Source organism: Desulfosporosinus sp. HMP52 (assembly GCF_000765145.1).
Lineage (GTDB): Bacteria > Bacillota > Desulfitobacteriia > Desulfitobacteriales > Desulfitobacteriaceae > Desulfosporosinus.
Map to the genome: position 1 here is coordinate 1 of NZ_JMGA01000035.1, position 16,210 is coordinate 16,210.

The window sequence follows — 16,210 nt, forward strand, 5'->3', positions numbered from 1 at the left end:
TGCGTTACGGGACGCAGTGTGGCGAAAAGCTCATCCGCTTTTCGTATACCGAACACGGAAGTTAAGACCTCCAGGGCCGATGATACTCCCTCTGTTTGATTAAATATCCTGCTGAATACTCGCTTATTCGCAGGATTTCATTTTTATCTAGACAAGTTACATAGAAGAAATGACACGGTAATTAATGCGTAAGGGCAAAATAGGTATATGAAATAATGAGATTGATTTTAATCCCATTTAGTTCCATATACTGCACGAATACTCCATGCTTACTCCTAGTGGTTCACCCTCCCATGTCTCTACGGGTCTTTGCCCTCACATTCCTTCGTAATACCTGTCTAGGGTGGAGTCCGATTCGCTTGGGTAACGGGTCTGTGCCCTCATGTATCATCACGCGGTCCTCTTAGTGCTTTCTTTTTATGAAATTCCTGCGAATAAGCAAATACTCAAAATGTTTTTAGAGAATTATTCCTAACTTTATCTAAAGAGATACAATTGGCGCTTGTCAAGGGACGGCGTTAGCCGAGACGAAGTCTTTACCCTTGACAAGCATAACCTTAATACCCTAGTATACCAGACCAGCGAAAGCATGGTCTGCTGCCACCCGGCGAGGGCGGGGGTTTGGGGGAGGCCCCCAATTTTAAACTACGTCGGCTAACTTTAACACTTTTTCAGGATTATATGGTTCTTGATTACTTGTAATCCCTATAAGGATACGAGCGAGTTTTCCGCATAGTTTAATTATGGATTGTTTTTTTCGCATTTTGTTAATAGTCACATTCTTCTCATGCAGAAGCCGAAATTCTGGATTGTTTTTAACTAGACTAAAGGTAATTAGGTAAAGAATCTTTCGTAACTGGGGACGCCCACGCTTGGTGATGATGGTTTGTCCTTTATGTTTCCCGGAACTATCCTCACTCAAGTGTAGACCTGCTAAACGCAAAATCTGATTTCCGTGCGTATAATTACTGAGACTACCTGTTTCAGCTAAAATTCCGGCTACAAAAGTAGGGCTAATTCCCTTAAGTTGCTGAATTTGTCTTGACTCAGGCATTTCTTCAACCAACTTAACAGCTTGTTGCTCGAGTTTTTCCAATTGGCAAGTTAATTGATCTAACTGGTCTAATAATAGAGTTAGATGAGTTTTAGCGTAATTCATTCCTTCATCACAAGCTATGCTATTTTTAGCTGCTTCTATAAGCAGCTTTGCAGTGTTGAGATTGCCCCTACGTTTCATCACGGATTTCCATTCTACAATAATCTTTTCAGATGTTAATTTTTTCAATTCAGCCGGAGTAGGGAATAGTCTAAGTGTAGCTAAGGATGTTTTACATGACCAATCTTTAAATACAGTAAGGTATTCAGGGAACCAAAGGTCCAACCAACGGTGAATTTGATTTTTTACACTAACTCGTTGTTTATTAATAAACTCACGTAAGGACATAGTATCTCGTAATTCTTTATGGACTTTAGTAGGTAAGTTTAATTCAGAGTAGTAGCCGTTTCTAACCATATCGGCTATAACCAATGCGTCTTTAGTATCATTTTTAGTTGGTGAGTTGTCGCGATTCTCTTTGTTTTTCTTAACGTGGTGTGGGTTTACAATTACTATCTCTAATTTCTGATCAACTAACCAGTAAGCCATGTTTTTCCAATAGTGGCCAGTGGGCTCCATTCCTATAATTACTAATGATTTACCATGCTTATCGAATTGGTTATCGATCCACTGAAGAAAATGAACGAATCCGGCTTGATTATTAGAAAACTTACAGGGCTTACCTAACTCGATACCTCGAAAGTTAACAGCCCTAGCGATGTGGGTATCTTTAGAAATATCGATACCGACAACAAGGTGATCCGTAGTAATTTTTTCAATACGTTGATTTTGTACGCTTTTTTGTTTAAACTTCATATATAGCATCCTCTCAATTATTATGTGGTATTTAAGGGCTTTGACCCGTCGCTACTTCCCATAATAAGAGGGTGCTCATTTTTTATCAAAGATCAAAATAAGGAACTACAGGAATGCTTGGGGCATAGCCCCTGGGAAAGTAGGTTATTGCCAGGTAACAAGCGAAAGATCATCTCTACATGAGATGGTCTGTCTGCGTATATAATACTGTAGAAACGTATGAGGAAATCTGGGGAGTCGGGGTTCCACGATCCACACTGCAGGAGAATTCGTTTCGGGACGCAGTGTGGCGAAAAGCTCCCCTTCGCCACGAAGTGATTCTTTGTGGTTGGTGGCTCGGCGATACTGTCCACCGGACACTATCGTGCTTTTCGTATACACGAACACGGAAGTTAAGAATCCACATTGCAGGAGTGTGCGTTACGAGTCGCAATGTGGCGAAAAGCTCGTTCCTTCGCCACGAAGTGATTCTTTGTGGTTGGTGGCTCGGCGATACTGTCCACAGGACACTATTGTGCTTTTCGTTCCAGGGCCTATGATACTTGGGGCATAGCCCCTGGGAAAGTAGAATCCACACTGCAGGAGTATGCGTTATAAGACGCAGTGTGGCGAAAGGCTCATCCGCCTTTCGTATTGCGAGGTAACAAATAAAGAAAGACCATCTCAATGAGGTGGTCTTTCTTTATGTTCATCCTTCCACCTCATCTAGAGTGTCTTAAATTCGCCGACACGTCGGCGAATTTTGAAAGTCGGGGTTCTACCCGTTCCAATTTGCTATTGTACCTTCATCTTTAAAGAATACTTTTCGATGATAATAAATGCAACTATGCTAGAAAAGTAAAGTATCATTGAGTAGAAGAGATTCCAGCCGTCTTTGACAACAAGAATATTTAATTTCATAAGAATATATTGACCGAAAAATGCAATGCAGAATGGTAGGAGCTTAAAATACCATTTCTTAAGGATACAGACACAGTAAACTAAAATTATGACCTCAATTAATTGATAAGCGAAAATAAACATTGTGCTTGATAGATATAAATTTTCTGCCCAATCGACATTATAGTATTGTTTTCCTAACAGTAATATTACGGGAATGGGGTAATGTAGAATTACAAACCCAACAAAGTAAAATGTAATATTCCTGATGAGTCTCGACTTAATGGGATTGAGCGCAGCAAAGTACTTTTTAGAAAATACTTGAAAGAAAAAAATCAAGACACCTGTCATGTAATACTTCCACCAGTGATGTTCGTATATTCCTGATTTCAAACACAAATACTCAATTAGTAAATAGATAATAGTAATAAAAGTAATCCATCCATATCCTAGGCAATTAGCTGCAACTAATATAGCTGTTCCGGGATAGAAAGTGGAATTAAGTATTAGATGGCCTAATATGTTTTGCGCCCAAGGATCAGAAAAAATGCCTGTTTTATAGGCGTAAGCATCAAGCAAGCCAAGGACGACAAATTCACCGACCCATGTGATACAAGTTGTAAAGAGGTAGAAAACAAGAAAGGTAGAACGTTTGACAGTTTGCTTTTTATAGATGGAAAAGACTGTAGCTCCCAGCCCAATTATAGCGATAAGATAATACCAGTATATGTTGGCCATAATTAGCTCCTTGTAATTTATATCAGAAAGATTTAGCCATTATGAAAGCATATTACAGTAATGCCCCAGAAATAAATACACTATAGCTTTCCCGTAATTCTTGCAGAAATCCAAGATAATTAGGGTAATTAGGGCTTTTAGCTATTAATCTTGGATTTCCTATTCGAGCCGAATCATTGCTAATGAGAAGTCCCGGTATAACCGTAAAAACTAATGAGGTTAAGAAGATAATAAAATATCAGATTGCAAAATCTAGCGAAATCCCTCAGTATTGTAAAGGGAAAAGCAAAGTTTTGTCGAATAAATCTAAGTTGAGTAATTTTATTGTGGGGGAATGGTGATTTTGGCTCGTATAGAAGATGAGCTTGTAAAAACAAGCTCAAAATATAGTAATCCTCTTGGTAATATTCGTTACCTAGTTATGTGCTTAAAAACTCTGATCATATCCTGCCTAGAAGTTAAGGGTTTTGTTTTAGCGTTCACTACAGTAGCCATGCTACACAAGTCCATACTATTTATTGGCTTAATTAACAATGACAATGCAACTAAATATGACCATATAAAAGCTTTTTATAGCTTTAGTTCGGCTCCTCCTTTAGATGTTTACATTGCCTTTATTCTGGTAATCTTAAGTTTCACCTATTTATTTAAGGGTAAAGCCCGTTTCTGGTGTCTAGTAGCCTGCAATAGTTTATTTTCACTTCTCCTAATTACTAATTTAATGTATTATCGTGGGTACAGCAGCTTTGTATCACCATATTTGCTTAGTCAAACGACAAATCTAGACAATCTTTTTAGTAGTATAATATCAATGTTGCGTCCGGTTGATTTTTTCTTCGTTGTTGACTTGTTATTTTTGGCGGGACTGGGCTTAGTGTACAAAGCATTTTACAGCAGGGTTCAAAGAAGTGTTTATACATTTCTGATCCTCTCGGTGCTTTCGGTCTCGTATATCTATTACCAGCATGTTCAAATGGACTTAAGTGGAAATGAAGATACTATGCTGTTCAGAGTTGCTTGGTCTCCGAATCAGACAATGTCAAACCTATCCCCGCTGGGCTATCATATGTTTGATACTTACAACTATTTTAAAGATCTTAAGGATTCCAAATTAACACCGGAAGAACAGAATGAAATTAAGAATTGGCTCTCTGAAAATCAAGAGAAATTACCGCCCAATGATTATAAGGGAATGTTCCAGGGGCAAAACCTGATCATGATTCAAGTAGAGTCCCTTGAAAATTTTGTCATCAACCAACAAATTGATGGCCAAGAAATTACTCCGAATCTGAATAAACTTCTGGCCAATAGTTTATACTTTTCAAATTTCTATGAGCAAGTATACAATGGATCAAGCTCTGATGCTGACTTAATGGCGAATACCTCTGTTTATCCGGTACGAACCGGTTCAACCTTTTTCCGGTTTCCAAGTAATACCTATAATTCACTTCCTAAGATTTTGAAAGAGGATGGTTATAATACCTTGGCCATTCACCCTGATAAGGGCTCATATTGGAATTGGATGCCCGCCTTGACTGCTATTGGCTTCGAGAAGACAATGGACGATTCCCGATTTAATACGGAAGAGAAAATTGGTTTAGGTCTTAGTGATGGTAGCTATTTTAAGCAAATAGCCCCGATTATTTCGGAACAAAAACAACCATTTTATGATTTTATGGTTACGTTAACAAGCCATAACCCTTTTGACTTACCCGAACAGTATCGATCTCTAAATCTAAGTGAGGATTTGAATAATTCAAAGTTAGGTGGTTACTTTCAAAGTATTCGCTATACAGATGAACAAATTGGCCTGTTTTTAGAAAGGCTGGATCAAAGTGGGGTATTGGATAATACCGTTGTTGTTATCTATGGAGATCATACCGGTGTTCATAAATACTATAACGATGAAGTGAAAAAGGTTGAACCCCAGGAAAGCTGGTGGCTGGATGACAGTAAAAAGATACCTCTAATCATTTATCATAAGGGAATGAAGGGTAAAGAGATTTTCACCATAGGTGGACAGGTGGATACTATGCCAACGATAGCTTATCTCTTAGGTGTTGAAGAAGATCGTTACAGTAGTACAGCTTTCGGACGGAACTTGCTGAATACTAATAGAAGTTTTGCAGTATTGGCCACCCGACAATACATGGGGGAATCTGAAAATAGTGTTGAATATGAGAACCGTCTTAAAGGAATCGATATTTCAGACCTTGTTATTCGAAAAAATTACTTTAAAGAAGCCGGCTATAAATAAAAAGAAGGACTTTGATATTCTTCAACGAAATAATCAGTCTAACTTTTAGTTTAAGTGTTACAGAAAAGGTGGTGCTCATTTTGACTGAAAAACAGCGCGTGATTCAAGAATATGTACCTGGAAAACAAGTAACCATGGCCCATATTATACCGAACCCTCAAGGCGATATTCATGAAAGATTAGGAATTGTAACATCAGGTGCCATTGGGATTATGACGATTACCCCCAGTGAAGCGGCGATTATTGCGGCAGATGCTGCAAGTAAAGCCGGGGATATTGAACTTGGTTTTTTAGATCGCTTTACCGGATCTCTAGTCATCACTGGGGATGTATCCAGTGTAGAAGCTGCTATAAGAGCTGCTGTAAACACTCTAGTGGATATTTTAGGGTTTACAGCGGCTGAAGTGACAAGAAGTTAATGGGCAGAATTCTATTGATAGGAGGAATAGGTGCCGGCAAGACCTCCTTAAAACAGACCCTAATGAATGAGCAAGTTATCTATCAAAAAACTCAAATGCTTGATTTTTGCAATACCTTTATTGATTGTCCGGGGGAATACCTAGAAATTCCCCGTTTCTATCATGTTTTAATTGATGCAAGCCATCAAGTCTCGGAAATTTGGGCCCTTCAAGATGCAACCAAACAACGATCTTTTTATCCTCCGCAATTTTCTAAAGTTTTTCGTAAACCAATCATTGGAATCATAACAAAGGTCGACTTGCCCAAAGCCAATATCCAACAAGCAACAGCTTACTTGAGTTATGCAGGAATCGAAGAACCCTTTTATCCAATATCCGTGATGAACGGGGAAAGTGTTGCTCCATTGCGTTTGCGATTGGAGGAGTTGAATGAACTGCGAAAACGTTAAAGGTTTATGTTTGAAGTATACAGATCTTACTGAAGAAGATATCAAGATTTTAGAATCAATGGTTTTACAAATACCCAATACTGCTGAGTTAACCGGCACAGATATCTTTATTGATGCGCCAATAAAAGATGGCTTCGATGCTGTAGTATTAGCCTGGGCTCGGCCTAAATGCCGATCCTTGTACAGAAATAGTGTTGTAGGAGAATTAGCCTTAGCTACCAGTGAACCGGCAGTTTATCGAACCTTAATAACAGGGGAAACATGCCGGAATGTTCGCGGAGTTAGCCAAGAGGGAATTCCAATTGCCCAAACTGTTGTAGCCATTCGTAATCCTGGCGATAAAATCATTGGTGTATTAATTATGGAAAGAGATATCTCCGAAGAATTGCGTCAAGAAGAGCAATTTGAGTTTTTAACTCAGACAGCGGAGCGATTAAGTAATACGCTGATGAATTTGTCAATGACCGGTTCTCAGTTTGAAAATTGGGTTGGAAACGGGATATTTGTCTTAAATAAGTATAGTAAGATTACCTATGTCAATAAAAAAGCTGCTAAGATTTATCAGGAGTATCACGGGTTTGAGGCACTTGGGCATGATTTTCTATTTGCTATGTTCAATTGTTCTTGTTTAGAAGAACTTTTAGATGCTTTGAAAAGCCCTACCGAGTTTTGTATCATGGATAAGAGCTATCTTTTTGAGGCTTATCCTCTAGTCACATATGGAGACCTAAGCGGTTGCGTAATATCCTTAAGAGATATCACAGATCTGCGTAAAAAAGAACGTGAGTTGAATGCCAAGAGTACCGTTATTCGTGAAATTCACCACCGAGTTAAAAATAATCTTCAAAATGTTGCGGCCTTGCTTCGGTTACAGATGAGACGGTCAGATTTGGATACAGTCAAAGCTGAGTTTGCAGCAAGTATCAATCGAATTATTTCAATTGCCATGGTGCATGATGTCTTTGCCTGTCAAAACTGTGATTCTGTCGATTTAAAGGATCTTTCTCAGCGGATTTTAAATGCGCTTTTGGAAAGCTCAACTTCGACTGAGCAGAGCATCGAAGCCCATGTTATAGGACAGAATTTGCATCTACAAAGTATAAAAGCTGTCCCGTTGGCTCTTGTGATTAATGAAATCCTGACAAACAGTTTTAAACACGGTGTTCGTCATTTAGATAAAGGGGTCATTTCTCTTGAGATTATTGAGGAAAATGGTCAAATAGTTCTAACAGTAAGAGACAATGGACCCGAACCGGAAGTGCCTTTTGATAAGGTTAAGCAACGACGGTTAGGTTTGCAAATTGTCGATTCCTTAGTTGAAGATCAATTGGGTGGAGAGTTCGGAATGGAACGTATTAACGGAATGACAGTGGTAACAGTGAGCTTTCCAATACATAACTCGGAGGGACAGTTATGAGCGAACTATCCATTTTAATTGCGGATGATGAGGCTTTAATTCGACTGGATATTAAAGAAATGCTGCAAGGGGCTGGGCATATAGTTTGCGCAGAAGCAAACAATGGCTTAAAGGCTGTTGAGTTAGCAAAATCCTTCGCTCCGGATTTAGCCATACTTGACGTTATGATGCCCAAATTAGATGGTCTGGAAGTAGCAAAAATACTACATACGATGAACATACCTGTTATATTACTGACCGCCTATAGTCAAACTAAGTTTATTAATAGAGCAGAAAAGGTTAGTGTCTATGGATATCTGGTTAAACCAATAACCGAACGAGATCTCTTGCCGGCAATTCAAATTGCTTATGCCCGCTGGAGAGAGATGCAAGCTGTTCAGTCAAAATTAGTGACTACACAACAAGAACTGCATAGTCAAAAACTAGTTTCCAGAGCAAAGGCAATTCTTGCTGCTCGTGAAGGAATTAGTGAGTATGAAGCTCATCAATTGCTAATTCATCAGGCCATGGATCAGAGAATCACTGTCGTAAAATTAGCTGATCAGATTATTAAAACTGCGGAAAAAATTTAAGTATTTGGTTATAGCTATTAACAAATTGGTATTCAAGAATTTGAAAAAACTTTCGTCAAAAAAAAGGAATATTGTGATAGATCGCGAATAATGTAAATTATAGATGGAGTCAACCGTTACCAACCAGTGAACTTCTAAACAAAGGAATAGCGGGCAATAATGCCCTTTATTACATCCGGAATTTTCGGGTGCAATAAAGGGCATTAATTTTTGTCCGAGAAAGGCAGGTGAAGACTAAAGTTATAGTTTAGTTTAGTGTGGTATCGGTTACATCTAATAAAAACAAAGGAGGTTTATATAGTGACAACAGAAACTAAAGTTGTGTCCGCAGGGGCCGATGCAAATTTATCCAGAGTACTTAAACCTATCCACTTATGGGCTCTTGCTGTGGGATTAGTCATATCAGGAAACTATTTTGGCTGGAGTTATGGATTTGGTGCAGGCGGGCCGATGGGCTTAGCCCTAGCTTTAATTCCAGTTACGATCTTTTATGTAACATTTATCTTGTCTTACTCTGAGCTGGCAACCGCAATTCCCCATGCAGGTGGTCCCTCGGCTTATGCCCGGAGAGCATTGGGGCCTTTTTGGGGATATATGAATGGTATTAGTTGTCTAATCGAGTTCATTTTTGCACCCCCGGCAATCGCTTTGGCTGTTGGTGGATATATTAACTTTCTTATTCCATCCGTTCCAACTTTGACAGCAGCAGTTGCGGCCTTCCTCTTTTTCATTTTTGTCAACTATTTGGGAATGAAAACTTCTGCTACAGTAGAATTAGTAGTCACCATCATTGCCCTTGTCGGTTTGGTTATTTTCTGGGTTGCAGCAGCACCTCACTTCTCTATGGCACGTGTTATGACAGAGCCTTTACTTCCTTTCGGAATGAAAGGGGTCATGGCCGCAGTTCCTTTCGCTATCTGGTTCTATCTAGCTATTGAAGGCGGAGCCATGGCAGCAGAGGAAATGGTAAATCCCCAGAAAGATATCCCTAAAGGTTTCTTAAGTGGTATGGGAACACTGATGATCATGGGCTTCCTGACCCTCTTTTTAACGGCTGGTATTGCAGACTATAATTTAGTTTCAGCTGTTGACTTCCCGTTGCCTATTGCCTTAGCTCAAGTCTTTGGCGAAAATGCCTTTATTGTTGTATTGGTCAATATCATTGGTTTATTCGGCTTAATTGCTTCCTTGCATGGCATTATCGTAGGTTACTCACGTCAAACTTATGCCATGGCTCGGACTGGGTATTTACCTAAGTTTTTAGCCTATGTAGACCCTAAGCGTCATACTCCAGTTTGGGCATTGTTGATTCCTGGACTTATCGGCTTAGGTGTCGTGCTCACCGGTCAGACAGCTGTCGTTATTACGATTGCAGTTATTGGTTCTGTCGCCCTTTACATGCTTAGCCTAATTAGTCTGTTTGTTCTGCGTTCCAAAGAACCCAGTCTCAAAAGACCCTTTAAAGTATCCTATCCAATCATCCCGGTCATTAGCTTTATTACAGGTATTTTCTTGACTGTAAGCGTAATTATTTCAAGTGTACCTGCATTGAAATGGACAGCAATTGTCTACGCCATTGCGATTGTTTACTATTTTATTTGGGGTAATAAGAATATCAGACCTTTTGAAGAAGAGTTTGGCGTTTTAGACGAACTAGATGCTTAACAAATACCTTTTTGTGGAGAGGAGCCATCGTCCTTAGATGGCTTATGGAAACAACATGGCTAAAGAGATGACACTAGTCAGTGTGGGGATCGATATCGGAACAACAACGACTCAGTTGGTCATTTCGCGGCTGACTCTAGTTAACGTAATGCCTGGAAGTCAAGTCCCGAAGGTGGAAATTAGTCATAAAAGTATTGCCTATCTAGGGAAGGTTCACTTCACTCCTTTTGAAGACCGTCAGCATGTTGACGGTGCTGCCCTTCGTAAAATCATCGCTAAGGAATACGAGAAGGCTGGAGTGAGGCCCGAACAGATTGACACAGGGGCTATTATTATTACCGGAGAAACCGCTAAAAAGGAGAATGCCTCGGAGATCATTCATTCCTTGGCCGATTATGCCGGAGATTTTGTCGTAGCGACGGCTGGACCGGATCTCGAAAGTGTGATTGCCGGAAAAGGATCGGGAGCCGAGGCGCTCTCCAAGCGCTTACATGGCTGTATTGCCAATATTGATATCGGTGGAGGAACTACAAATATTGCCTATTTTGATCGGGGCAAGTGTATTGGGACTGCATGTATCAATGTTGGCGGCCGACTTTTTGAAGTTGATCCGATTAGTCACAATTTAACCTTTATTTCCCCACCTGCTCAAATGATATTGAGTCATTTTTATCCGAACTCTGACCAGACCCAAAACGAAGAAGAATTAGTTATAATCAAGCAATGTTTGCGTAGTATGGTCGAATGTGTGGAACGGGTCATTTTTCAGGAACCCTTGCTTGTTCAGGATAGTTGTTTGGTAATGACCAATTTATTACCGAATGTTAAGATCGACGGTGTGGTCTTTTCAGGAGGGGTAGCAAGATATATTTATCTTCCAGGAATCAATGAGTGGTGGATACATGGGGATGTTGGCCCACTATTAGCTGAAGCATTTCGTGAAAGTCGGATTAATTCTTTGCCAGTACACGAAGGCACGGAAACTATTCACGCTACTGTCCTGGGGGCGGGGGCTCATACTGTAAATGTATCCGGTTCAACAATTACGGTTAGTGAGCATACCCTTCCACTTCGCAATGTGCCGGCGGTGTATCCGGAATTGAGTGCCTCGGGTGGCTTTACATGGCTTAAGTCCACTGAGAATTATACCGAAGCTCTCTACCGCACAGTTGCCTTAATCGTACCACCTTTGCCTAACACGGACTTTACGACGATTCTTTCCTTAGCAGAAAATCTAGCCGGTGAATTACCTTCAATCAAAGGGGAGCCTAAAGTGGTTATTGCCCAACAAGACATTGCTAAGGTTCTTGGACAAACCCTGCAGAGGCTTCTCCCTAATATACCAATAGTCTGCTTGGATGGTATTGAACTGGCCTTTGGCGATTTTTTAGATATTGCCAAACCCTTACCCCATCAAGATGCAGTGCCTGTTATTGTAAAAACTCTCGTCTTCGCCCGTTAATACTATCCAAACAGAAGGGATGTGAAATCGTGAATCTAAAGACACGACTTTTTGGTCAAACCTTTACCTTCAAAGATGTAAAGGATGTTTTGGCTAAAGCAAACGAAATTAAATCCGGGGATATCCTTGCTGGAATCGCTGCCGCAGATGCCGCAGAACGGATCGCTGCAAAACGAGTTTTATCAGAATTAACTTTGGAAGATTTACGAAAGAATCCAGTCGTGCCCCTTGAGGACGATGAAGTATCACGTGTTATCGACGCTGATGTCAATGAGCCCATCTACCATACGATTAAGAATTGGAGTGTTGCAGAGTTTAGAGAATACATTCTCAGAACCGAAACCAATGGTTCTGCTCTGAAAAGGATTAGTCGTGGTCTTACCTCAGAAATGGTCGCTGCAGTAGCTAAGCTAATGAGCAATCTTGACCTGATCTTAGGGGCAGCTAAAATTCAAAATTTGGCTCATTGTAATACGACAATTGGTAATGCAGGGTGCCTAGCTTCCCGGCTTCAACCAAATCATCCTACGGATGGGGTCGATGGGATTTTGGCTAGCTTACGTGAAGGTCTATCCTATGGGATAGGGGATGCAGTTTTAGGTTTAAATCCCGTTGATGATACTGTACCAGCTACCATTCGCAGCCTGGAAACCCTCTATAACTTTGCTGAAGAATGGAATATACCTACTCAGATTTGTGTTTTAGCCCATATTACCACTCAAATGAAGGCCTTAAGGAAAGGTGCCCCTGTGCACTTATTATTCCAATCTATTGCCGGTTCCCAGATTGGTAACGAAGCTTTTGGTGTCACTAAAGAAATTTTAGACGAGGCTTATGCTTTAGGATTGAAAGAAGGCCGTGCCACCGGACCTAATATTATGTATTTTGAAACCGGGCAAGGTTCGGAGCTTTCCTCCGAGGCTCACCATGGTGCTGACCAAGTAACCATGGAAGCCCGGTGTTACGGGTTAGCCCGTCATTATAATCCCTTTTTAGTTAATACCGTTGTTGGATTTATCGGTCCGGAGTATCTATATGATACTCGTCAAGTAACAAGAGCAGGTCTGGAAGACCATTTTATGGGTAAATTAACCGGCTTGCCAATGGGTGTGGATGCTTGCTACACCAACCATATGAAGGCAGACCAAAATGATATCGAAAATTTAGCAACTCTTCTCTCTGCGGCAGGGTGTACCTATTTCATGGGGATCCCTATGGGTGATGATGTAATGTTAAATTACCAATGCACCAGCTATCATGACATTGCTACCTTGAGAGAACTGTTTAACTTAAGACCGTTGCCGGAGTTTGAAGCTTGGGCAGAATCCATGGGAATCCTGGCAAAGGGCAAACTTACAGCCCGTGCCGGTGATGCGACGATATTCACAAGGTAAGGGGGGAAAGAAATGAGCTTAGAAGATAGTGTTCGTTTAATCGTTGAAGAATTGCTTAAAGGAATGGATCAGCAGAAAAGCCAAAATTCGAGTAATAATCTCCCTTTAGCAAATTCAGTAAATAATAACGAATGTGAGATAAAAGATTTAGCAGAAATCGACTTACAACGATATCTGCAAGTGCCTAATCCTGTCAACAAAGACCTTTATGAAGAGATGAAGCTTTCGACACCAGCCCGGATCGGAGTGTGGCGCAGCGGTCCCCGTCCTTTGACAGATACTTTACTTCGTTTTAGAGCTGACCACGCAGTAGCCCAAGACTCTGTACTTGGGGTGGTACCGGAAGAATTTCCGGCAAAATATAATATGGTTTCTATCCAAACCCTCTGCAGCTCAAAAGATGAATATCTAACCCGACCGGACTTGGGCAGAAAACTGGACGATGAAAATTTAGGGATTCTGGCAAAGGGATGCCCTAAAGGTGCCATGGTTCAAATCATTGTTTCTGACGGACTTTCCAGCAAAGCCGTTGAAGCAAATATTCCTAATCTTCTCCCTGCCTTGACTCAAGGGCTTGAAGGAATGGGTGTGAAGCTTGGAACTCCAATTTTTGTTCGCAATGGCCGAGTTGCCATCATGGATACTATAGGTGAAGAGTTGAAGCCCGAAGTTGCCGTAATCCTAATTGGAGAACGCCCGGGACTGGGAACGGCTGAGAGTATGAGTGCTTATATAGGATACAATCCAAGACTGGGTATGGTTGAGAGTGAAAGAACCGTAATCAGTAATATTCACAAAGGCGGGACTCCGGCAGCGGAAGCTGGAGCACATTTGGCCAGCTTAATCAAAAGAATCCTGGATGCTAAAGCATCCGGTGTTAATCTTGAGTAGTAAGACTTTAAGTAAGCAGCAGTGGACTAACCTAGTATTAACCAATTATTCATAAGAACATTTAATGTTAGAAAGTTGTATTGGTTTATTATAAGTTGTCCATATATAATGGGTTGTGAGAATTTAACGTTTATTTGATATATAAACGAGATGAGAGGAGAAAACACAAATGGCTATAAGAGAAGATCTCGTAGCACTAGGAATGGTAGAAACCCGTGGAATCGTAGGAGCCATAGAAGCAGCCGATGCCATGGTCAAAGCAGCAAATGTCACTTTAATCGGGAAAGTAAAAGTTGGAGGCGCCTTAGTGACGGTCATGGTTCGAGGAGATGTGGGAGCGGTAAAGGCTTCCGTTGATGCCGGAGCCGCCGCCGCTGAGCGAGTCGGAGAGCTGGTCAGTTGTCATGTCATTCCCCGCCCACACCCTGAGTTGGAAGCAATCCTGCCGAAATTACCCGTCTTTGAAGAAAAGCCAAAATCCAAAAACGTTGAGAACAAATAAATCGTCGGATCTTAAGAAAAGCGTCCGGCAGGAATAGGGAGGATAACCATGATAGAGCCTCTAAAACCCAAAGTATTAGCCGTCCGATTAATCCCTAATGTGGCCCCGGATCTGGCCCAGCAGCTGGGATTGACAGGTTATCAGCGCTCCATCGGCATGATTACCGCCGACATTGATGACTCTACCTATGTAGCCTTAGATGAAGCCACTAAAAAAGCCGAGGTTGAAGTTGTCTATGCCAAAAGCTTCTATTGCGGAGCAGCTCGGGCCTCCGGCCCGCTATCCGGAGAAATCATCGGCATCTTAGCCGGCCCTAATCCGGCGGAAGTCCGGGCGGGAGTGGATGCCTGCATTGAACACCTGGAAAATGAATGCTGGTTTTACACCTGTGACGGTGGAAAAACTGCGTTTTTCCCCCATACCGTCTCAAGAACCGGAAGCTACCTTTCTAAAGTTGCCGGCATTGAAGAAGGTCAGGCTCTGTCCTACCTGATTGCCCCTCCGATTGAAGCCATGTTTGGTTTAGACGCCGCCTTAAAAGCCGCCGAAGTCAGCATGAAAGCCTTCTACGGCCCACCAACGGAAACCAACTTTGGCGGCGGACTCTTGACCGGGTCCCAAAGTGCCTGCAAATCCGCCTGCGAAGCCTTCCAAAGAGCCGTTATCGACGTCTGTGAAAACGGATTAAAATTTTAATATAGAAGACTAGGCTAGCACCCACACACACACACGAAGACACTGTCTTCGCACGTATTAGCCCTCTTGCAGACACTGTCTTCGCACGTATTAGCCCTTCTTGCAGACACTGTTTTCGCAGGAGATAATCCTACTTGCAGTATGCAACAAAAAGTTATACTTTCTAGATTAGTACAAACAGGGAGGTGCAGCTTCGTGATGGAACTTGACCGAGATTTATGTTCCTTACAGGAAGCCCGAAATTTAGTCCGAGCTGCGCGCAAAGCCCAAGAAGCCCTGAAAGACTTCACGCAAGAGCAAGTGGATCATATCATCGATATGATGCGGGAAGCCGGGGAAGCTAATGCAGCCAGATTAGCCATGATGGCCGTCTCCGAAACGGGGATGGGCAACTATAACGATAAATGCTTTAAGAACTATTTTGCTTCGCGAACCCTCTACGAATTCATCAAACCCATGAAGACTGTGGGAATTATCCGAGAAGATCAGGAACAAAAGCTTTGGGAAATCGCAGAACCCGTGGGCGTCATTGCTGGGATCGTCCCGACGACGAACCCCACCTCAACGGTCATCTACAAAGCCATGATTGCCCTGAAATCCCGGAATGCCATCGTTTTCTCCCCCCACCCAAGTGCCGTACGCTGTACCAATGAAGCAGCCAAAATCATGCAGCAAGCCGCCGCAGCAGCAGGAGCGCCGGAAGGGGTTATCGGATGCATCCTGAATATCTCCATGGGAGCCACCAATGAATTGATGAAACATCCTGATGTAGCCATGATCCTGGCCACCGGCGGAAGCGCCCTAGTTAAAGCCGCCTACAGCAGCGGAAAACCAGCCCTGGGCGTGGGACCGGGAAACGTTCCGGCCTTCGTGGAACGCAGTGCCGACCTGGCCAAAGCCGCCGAATATATCGTCATGGGCAAAACTTTTGACAATGGAACCATCTGTGCTTCCGAA

Annotated in this window: 14 protein-coding genes; 12 read left to right on the top strand and 2 right to left on the bottom strand. The window is 41.9% G+C overall.

What is annotated here, in order from left to right; genetic code table 11:
* Positions 1-640: 640 nt before the first annotated feature.
* Positions 641-1,912 carry an IS110 family transposase gene (locus DP73_RS14045; protein ID WP_034600329.1) on the bottom strand — a complete coding sequence of 424 codons (1,272 nt, stop codon included), beginning with the start codon at positions 1,910-1,912 and terminating at the stop codon, positions 641-643.
* A 774-nt stretch (positions 1,913-2,686) separates the two neighbouring features.
* A complete protein-coding gene (locus DP73_RS14050) occupies positions 2,687-3,529 on the bottom strand; it encodes a hypothetical protein (RefSeq protein ID WP_034600330.1) in 843 nt (280 codons plus the stop codon).
* A gap of 334 nt (positions 3,530-3,863) precedes the next feature.
* On the opposite strand from DP73_RS14050, the gene DP73_RS14055 reads away from it, so the two are divergent.
* From DP73_RS14055 to DP73_RS14110, 12 genes are all read left to right on the top strand, one after another.
* Positions 3,864-5,786 (top strand): LTA synthase family protein, encoded by a 1,923-nt coding sequence (locus DP73_RS14055; protein WP_242865767.1) that lies wholly within the window; start codon positions 3,864-3,866, stop codon positions 5,784-5,786.
* Between the two features lie 80 nt (positions 5,787-5,866).
* Complete coding sequence (gene eutS / locus DP73_RS14060) at positions 5,867-6,205, top strand: ethanolamine utilization microcompartment protein EutS (protein ID WP_014902629.1); 339 nt, start codon at positions 5,867-5,869, stop codon at positions 6,203-6,205.
* Positions 6,205-6,654: a EutP/PduV family microcompartment system protein gene (locus DP73_RS14065; protein WP_034600332.1), complete on the top strand. Its 450-nt coding sequence runs from the start codon at positions 6,205-6,207 to the stop codon at positions 6,652-6,654. The genes eutS and DP73_RS14065 overlap by 1 nt, the downstream gene beginning before the upstream one ends.
* The gene (locus DP73_RS14070; protein ID WP_034600334.1) at positions 6,635-8,071 is read left to right on the top strand and encodes a sensor histidine kinase; all 1,437 of its coding nucleotides are present in this window, start codon (positions 6,635-6,637) and stop codon (positions 8,069-8,071) included. Before DP73_RS14065 ends, DP73_RS14070 begins: the two co-directional genes overlap by 20 nt.
* Positions 8,068-8,643: a response regulator gene (locus DP73_RS14075; protein WP_034600335.1), complete on the top strand. Its 576-nt coding sequence runs from the start codon at positions 8,068-8,070 to the stop codon at positions 8,641-8,643. The genes DP73_RS14070 and DP73_RS14075 overlap by 4 nt, the downstream gene beginning before the upstream one ends.
* Positions 8,644-8,943: 300 nt before the next feature.
* Entirely contained in the window at positions 8,944-10,308 is a 1,365-nt protein-coding gene (gene eat / locus DP73_RS14080) for an ethanolamine permease (RefSeq protein ID WP_034600336.1), read from the top strand.
* Positions 10,309-10,345: 37 nt separating this feature from the next.
* Positions 10,346-11,770 (top strand): ethanolamine ammonia-lyase reactivating factor EutA, encoded by a 1,425-nt coding sequence (locus DP73_RS14085; RefSeq protein WP_242865768.1) that lies wholly within the window; start codon positions 10,346-10,348, stop codon positions 11,768-11,770.
* A 29-nt stretch (positions 11,771-11,799) separates the two neighbouring features.
* On the top strand, positions 11,800-13,164 hold the full coding sequence (locus DP73_RS14090; protein WP_034600338.1) for an ethanolamine ammonia-lyase subunit EutB: 1,365 nt from the start codon (positions 11,800-11,802) through the stop codon (positions 13,162-13,164).
* A gap of 12 nt (positions 13,165-13,176) precedes the next feature.
* Positions 13,177-14,055, top strand: coding sequence for an ethanolamine ammonia-lyase subunit EutC (gene eutC / locus DP73_RS14095; protein ID WP_034600339.1), 879 nt, complete (start codon positions 13,177-13,179; stop codon positions 14,053-14,055).
* A gap of 169 nt (positions 14,056-14,224) precedes the next feature.
* Entirely contained in the window at positions 14,225-14,557 is a 333-nt protein-coding gene (locus tag DP73_RS14100; protein WP_014184351.1) for a BMC domain-containing protein, read from the top strand.
* Positions 14,558-14,605: 48 nt separating this feature from the next.
* Positions 14,606-15,253, top strand: a complete 648-nt coding sequence (eutL, locus tag DP73_RS14105) for an ethanolamine utilization microcompartment protein EutL (protein ID WP_034600342.1) — start codon at positions 14,606-14,608, stop codon at positions 15,251-15,253.
* A gap of 198 nt (positions 15,254-15,451) precedes the next feature.
* Positions 15,452-16,210: aldehyde dehydrogenase family protein (locus DP73_RS14110; RefSeq protein WP_034600347.1), on the top strand; the 759-nt coding region annotated here is incomplete at its 3' end.

What these genes read in the sequence shown, in the direction of transcription:
- DP73_RS14070 (WP_034600334.1), top strand. Translation starts at nt 6,635, where the DNA reads ATGAACTGCGAAAACGTTAAAGGTTTATGTTTGAAGTATACAGATCTT.
- DP73_RS14075 (WP_034600335.1), top strand. Translation starts at nt 8,068, where the DNA reads ATGAGCGAACTATCCATTTTAATTGCGGATGATGAGGCTTTAATTCGA.
- DP73_RS14085 (WP_242865768.1), top strand. Translation starts at nt 10,346, where the DNA reads ATGGCTTATGGAAACAACATGGCTAAAGAGATGACACTAGTCAGTGTG.
- DP73_RS14045 (WP_034600329.1), bottom strand. Translation starts at nt 1,912, where the DNA reads ATGAAGTTTAAACAAAAAAGCGTACAAAATCAACGTATTGAAAAAATT.
- eutC (WP_034600339.1), top strand. Translation starts at nt 13,177, where the DNA reads ATGAGCTTAGAAGATAGTGTTCGTTTAATCGTTGAAGAATTGCTTAAA.
- DP73_RS14055 (WP_242865767.1), top strand. Translation starts at nt 3,864, where the DNA reads ATGGTGATTTTGGCTCGTATAGAAGATGAGCTTGTAAAAACAAGCTCA.
- DP73_RS14065 (WP_034600332.1), top strand. Translation starts at nt 6,205, where the DNA reads ATGGGCAGAATTCTATTGATAGGAGGAATAGGTGCCGGCAAGACCTCC.
- eutL (WP_034600342.1), top strand. Translation starts at nt 14,606, where the DNA reads ATGATAGAGCCTCTAAAACCCAAAGTATTAGCCGTCCGATTAATCCCT.
- DP73_RS14100 (WP_014184351.1), top strand. Translation starts at nt 14,225, where the DNA reads ATGGCTATAAGAGAAGATCTCGTAGCACTAGGAATGGTAGAAACCCGT.
- DP73_RS14050 (WP_034600330.1), bottom strand. Translation starts at nt 3,529, where the DNA reads ATGGCCAACATATACTGGTATTATCTTATCGCTATAATTGGGCTGGGA.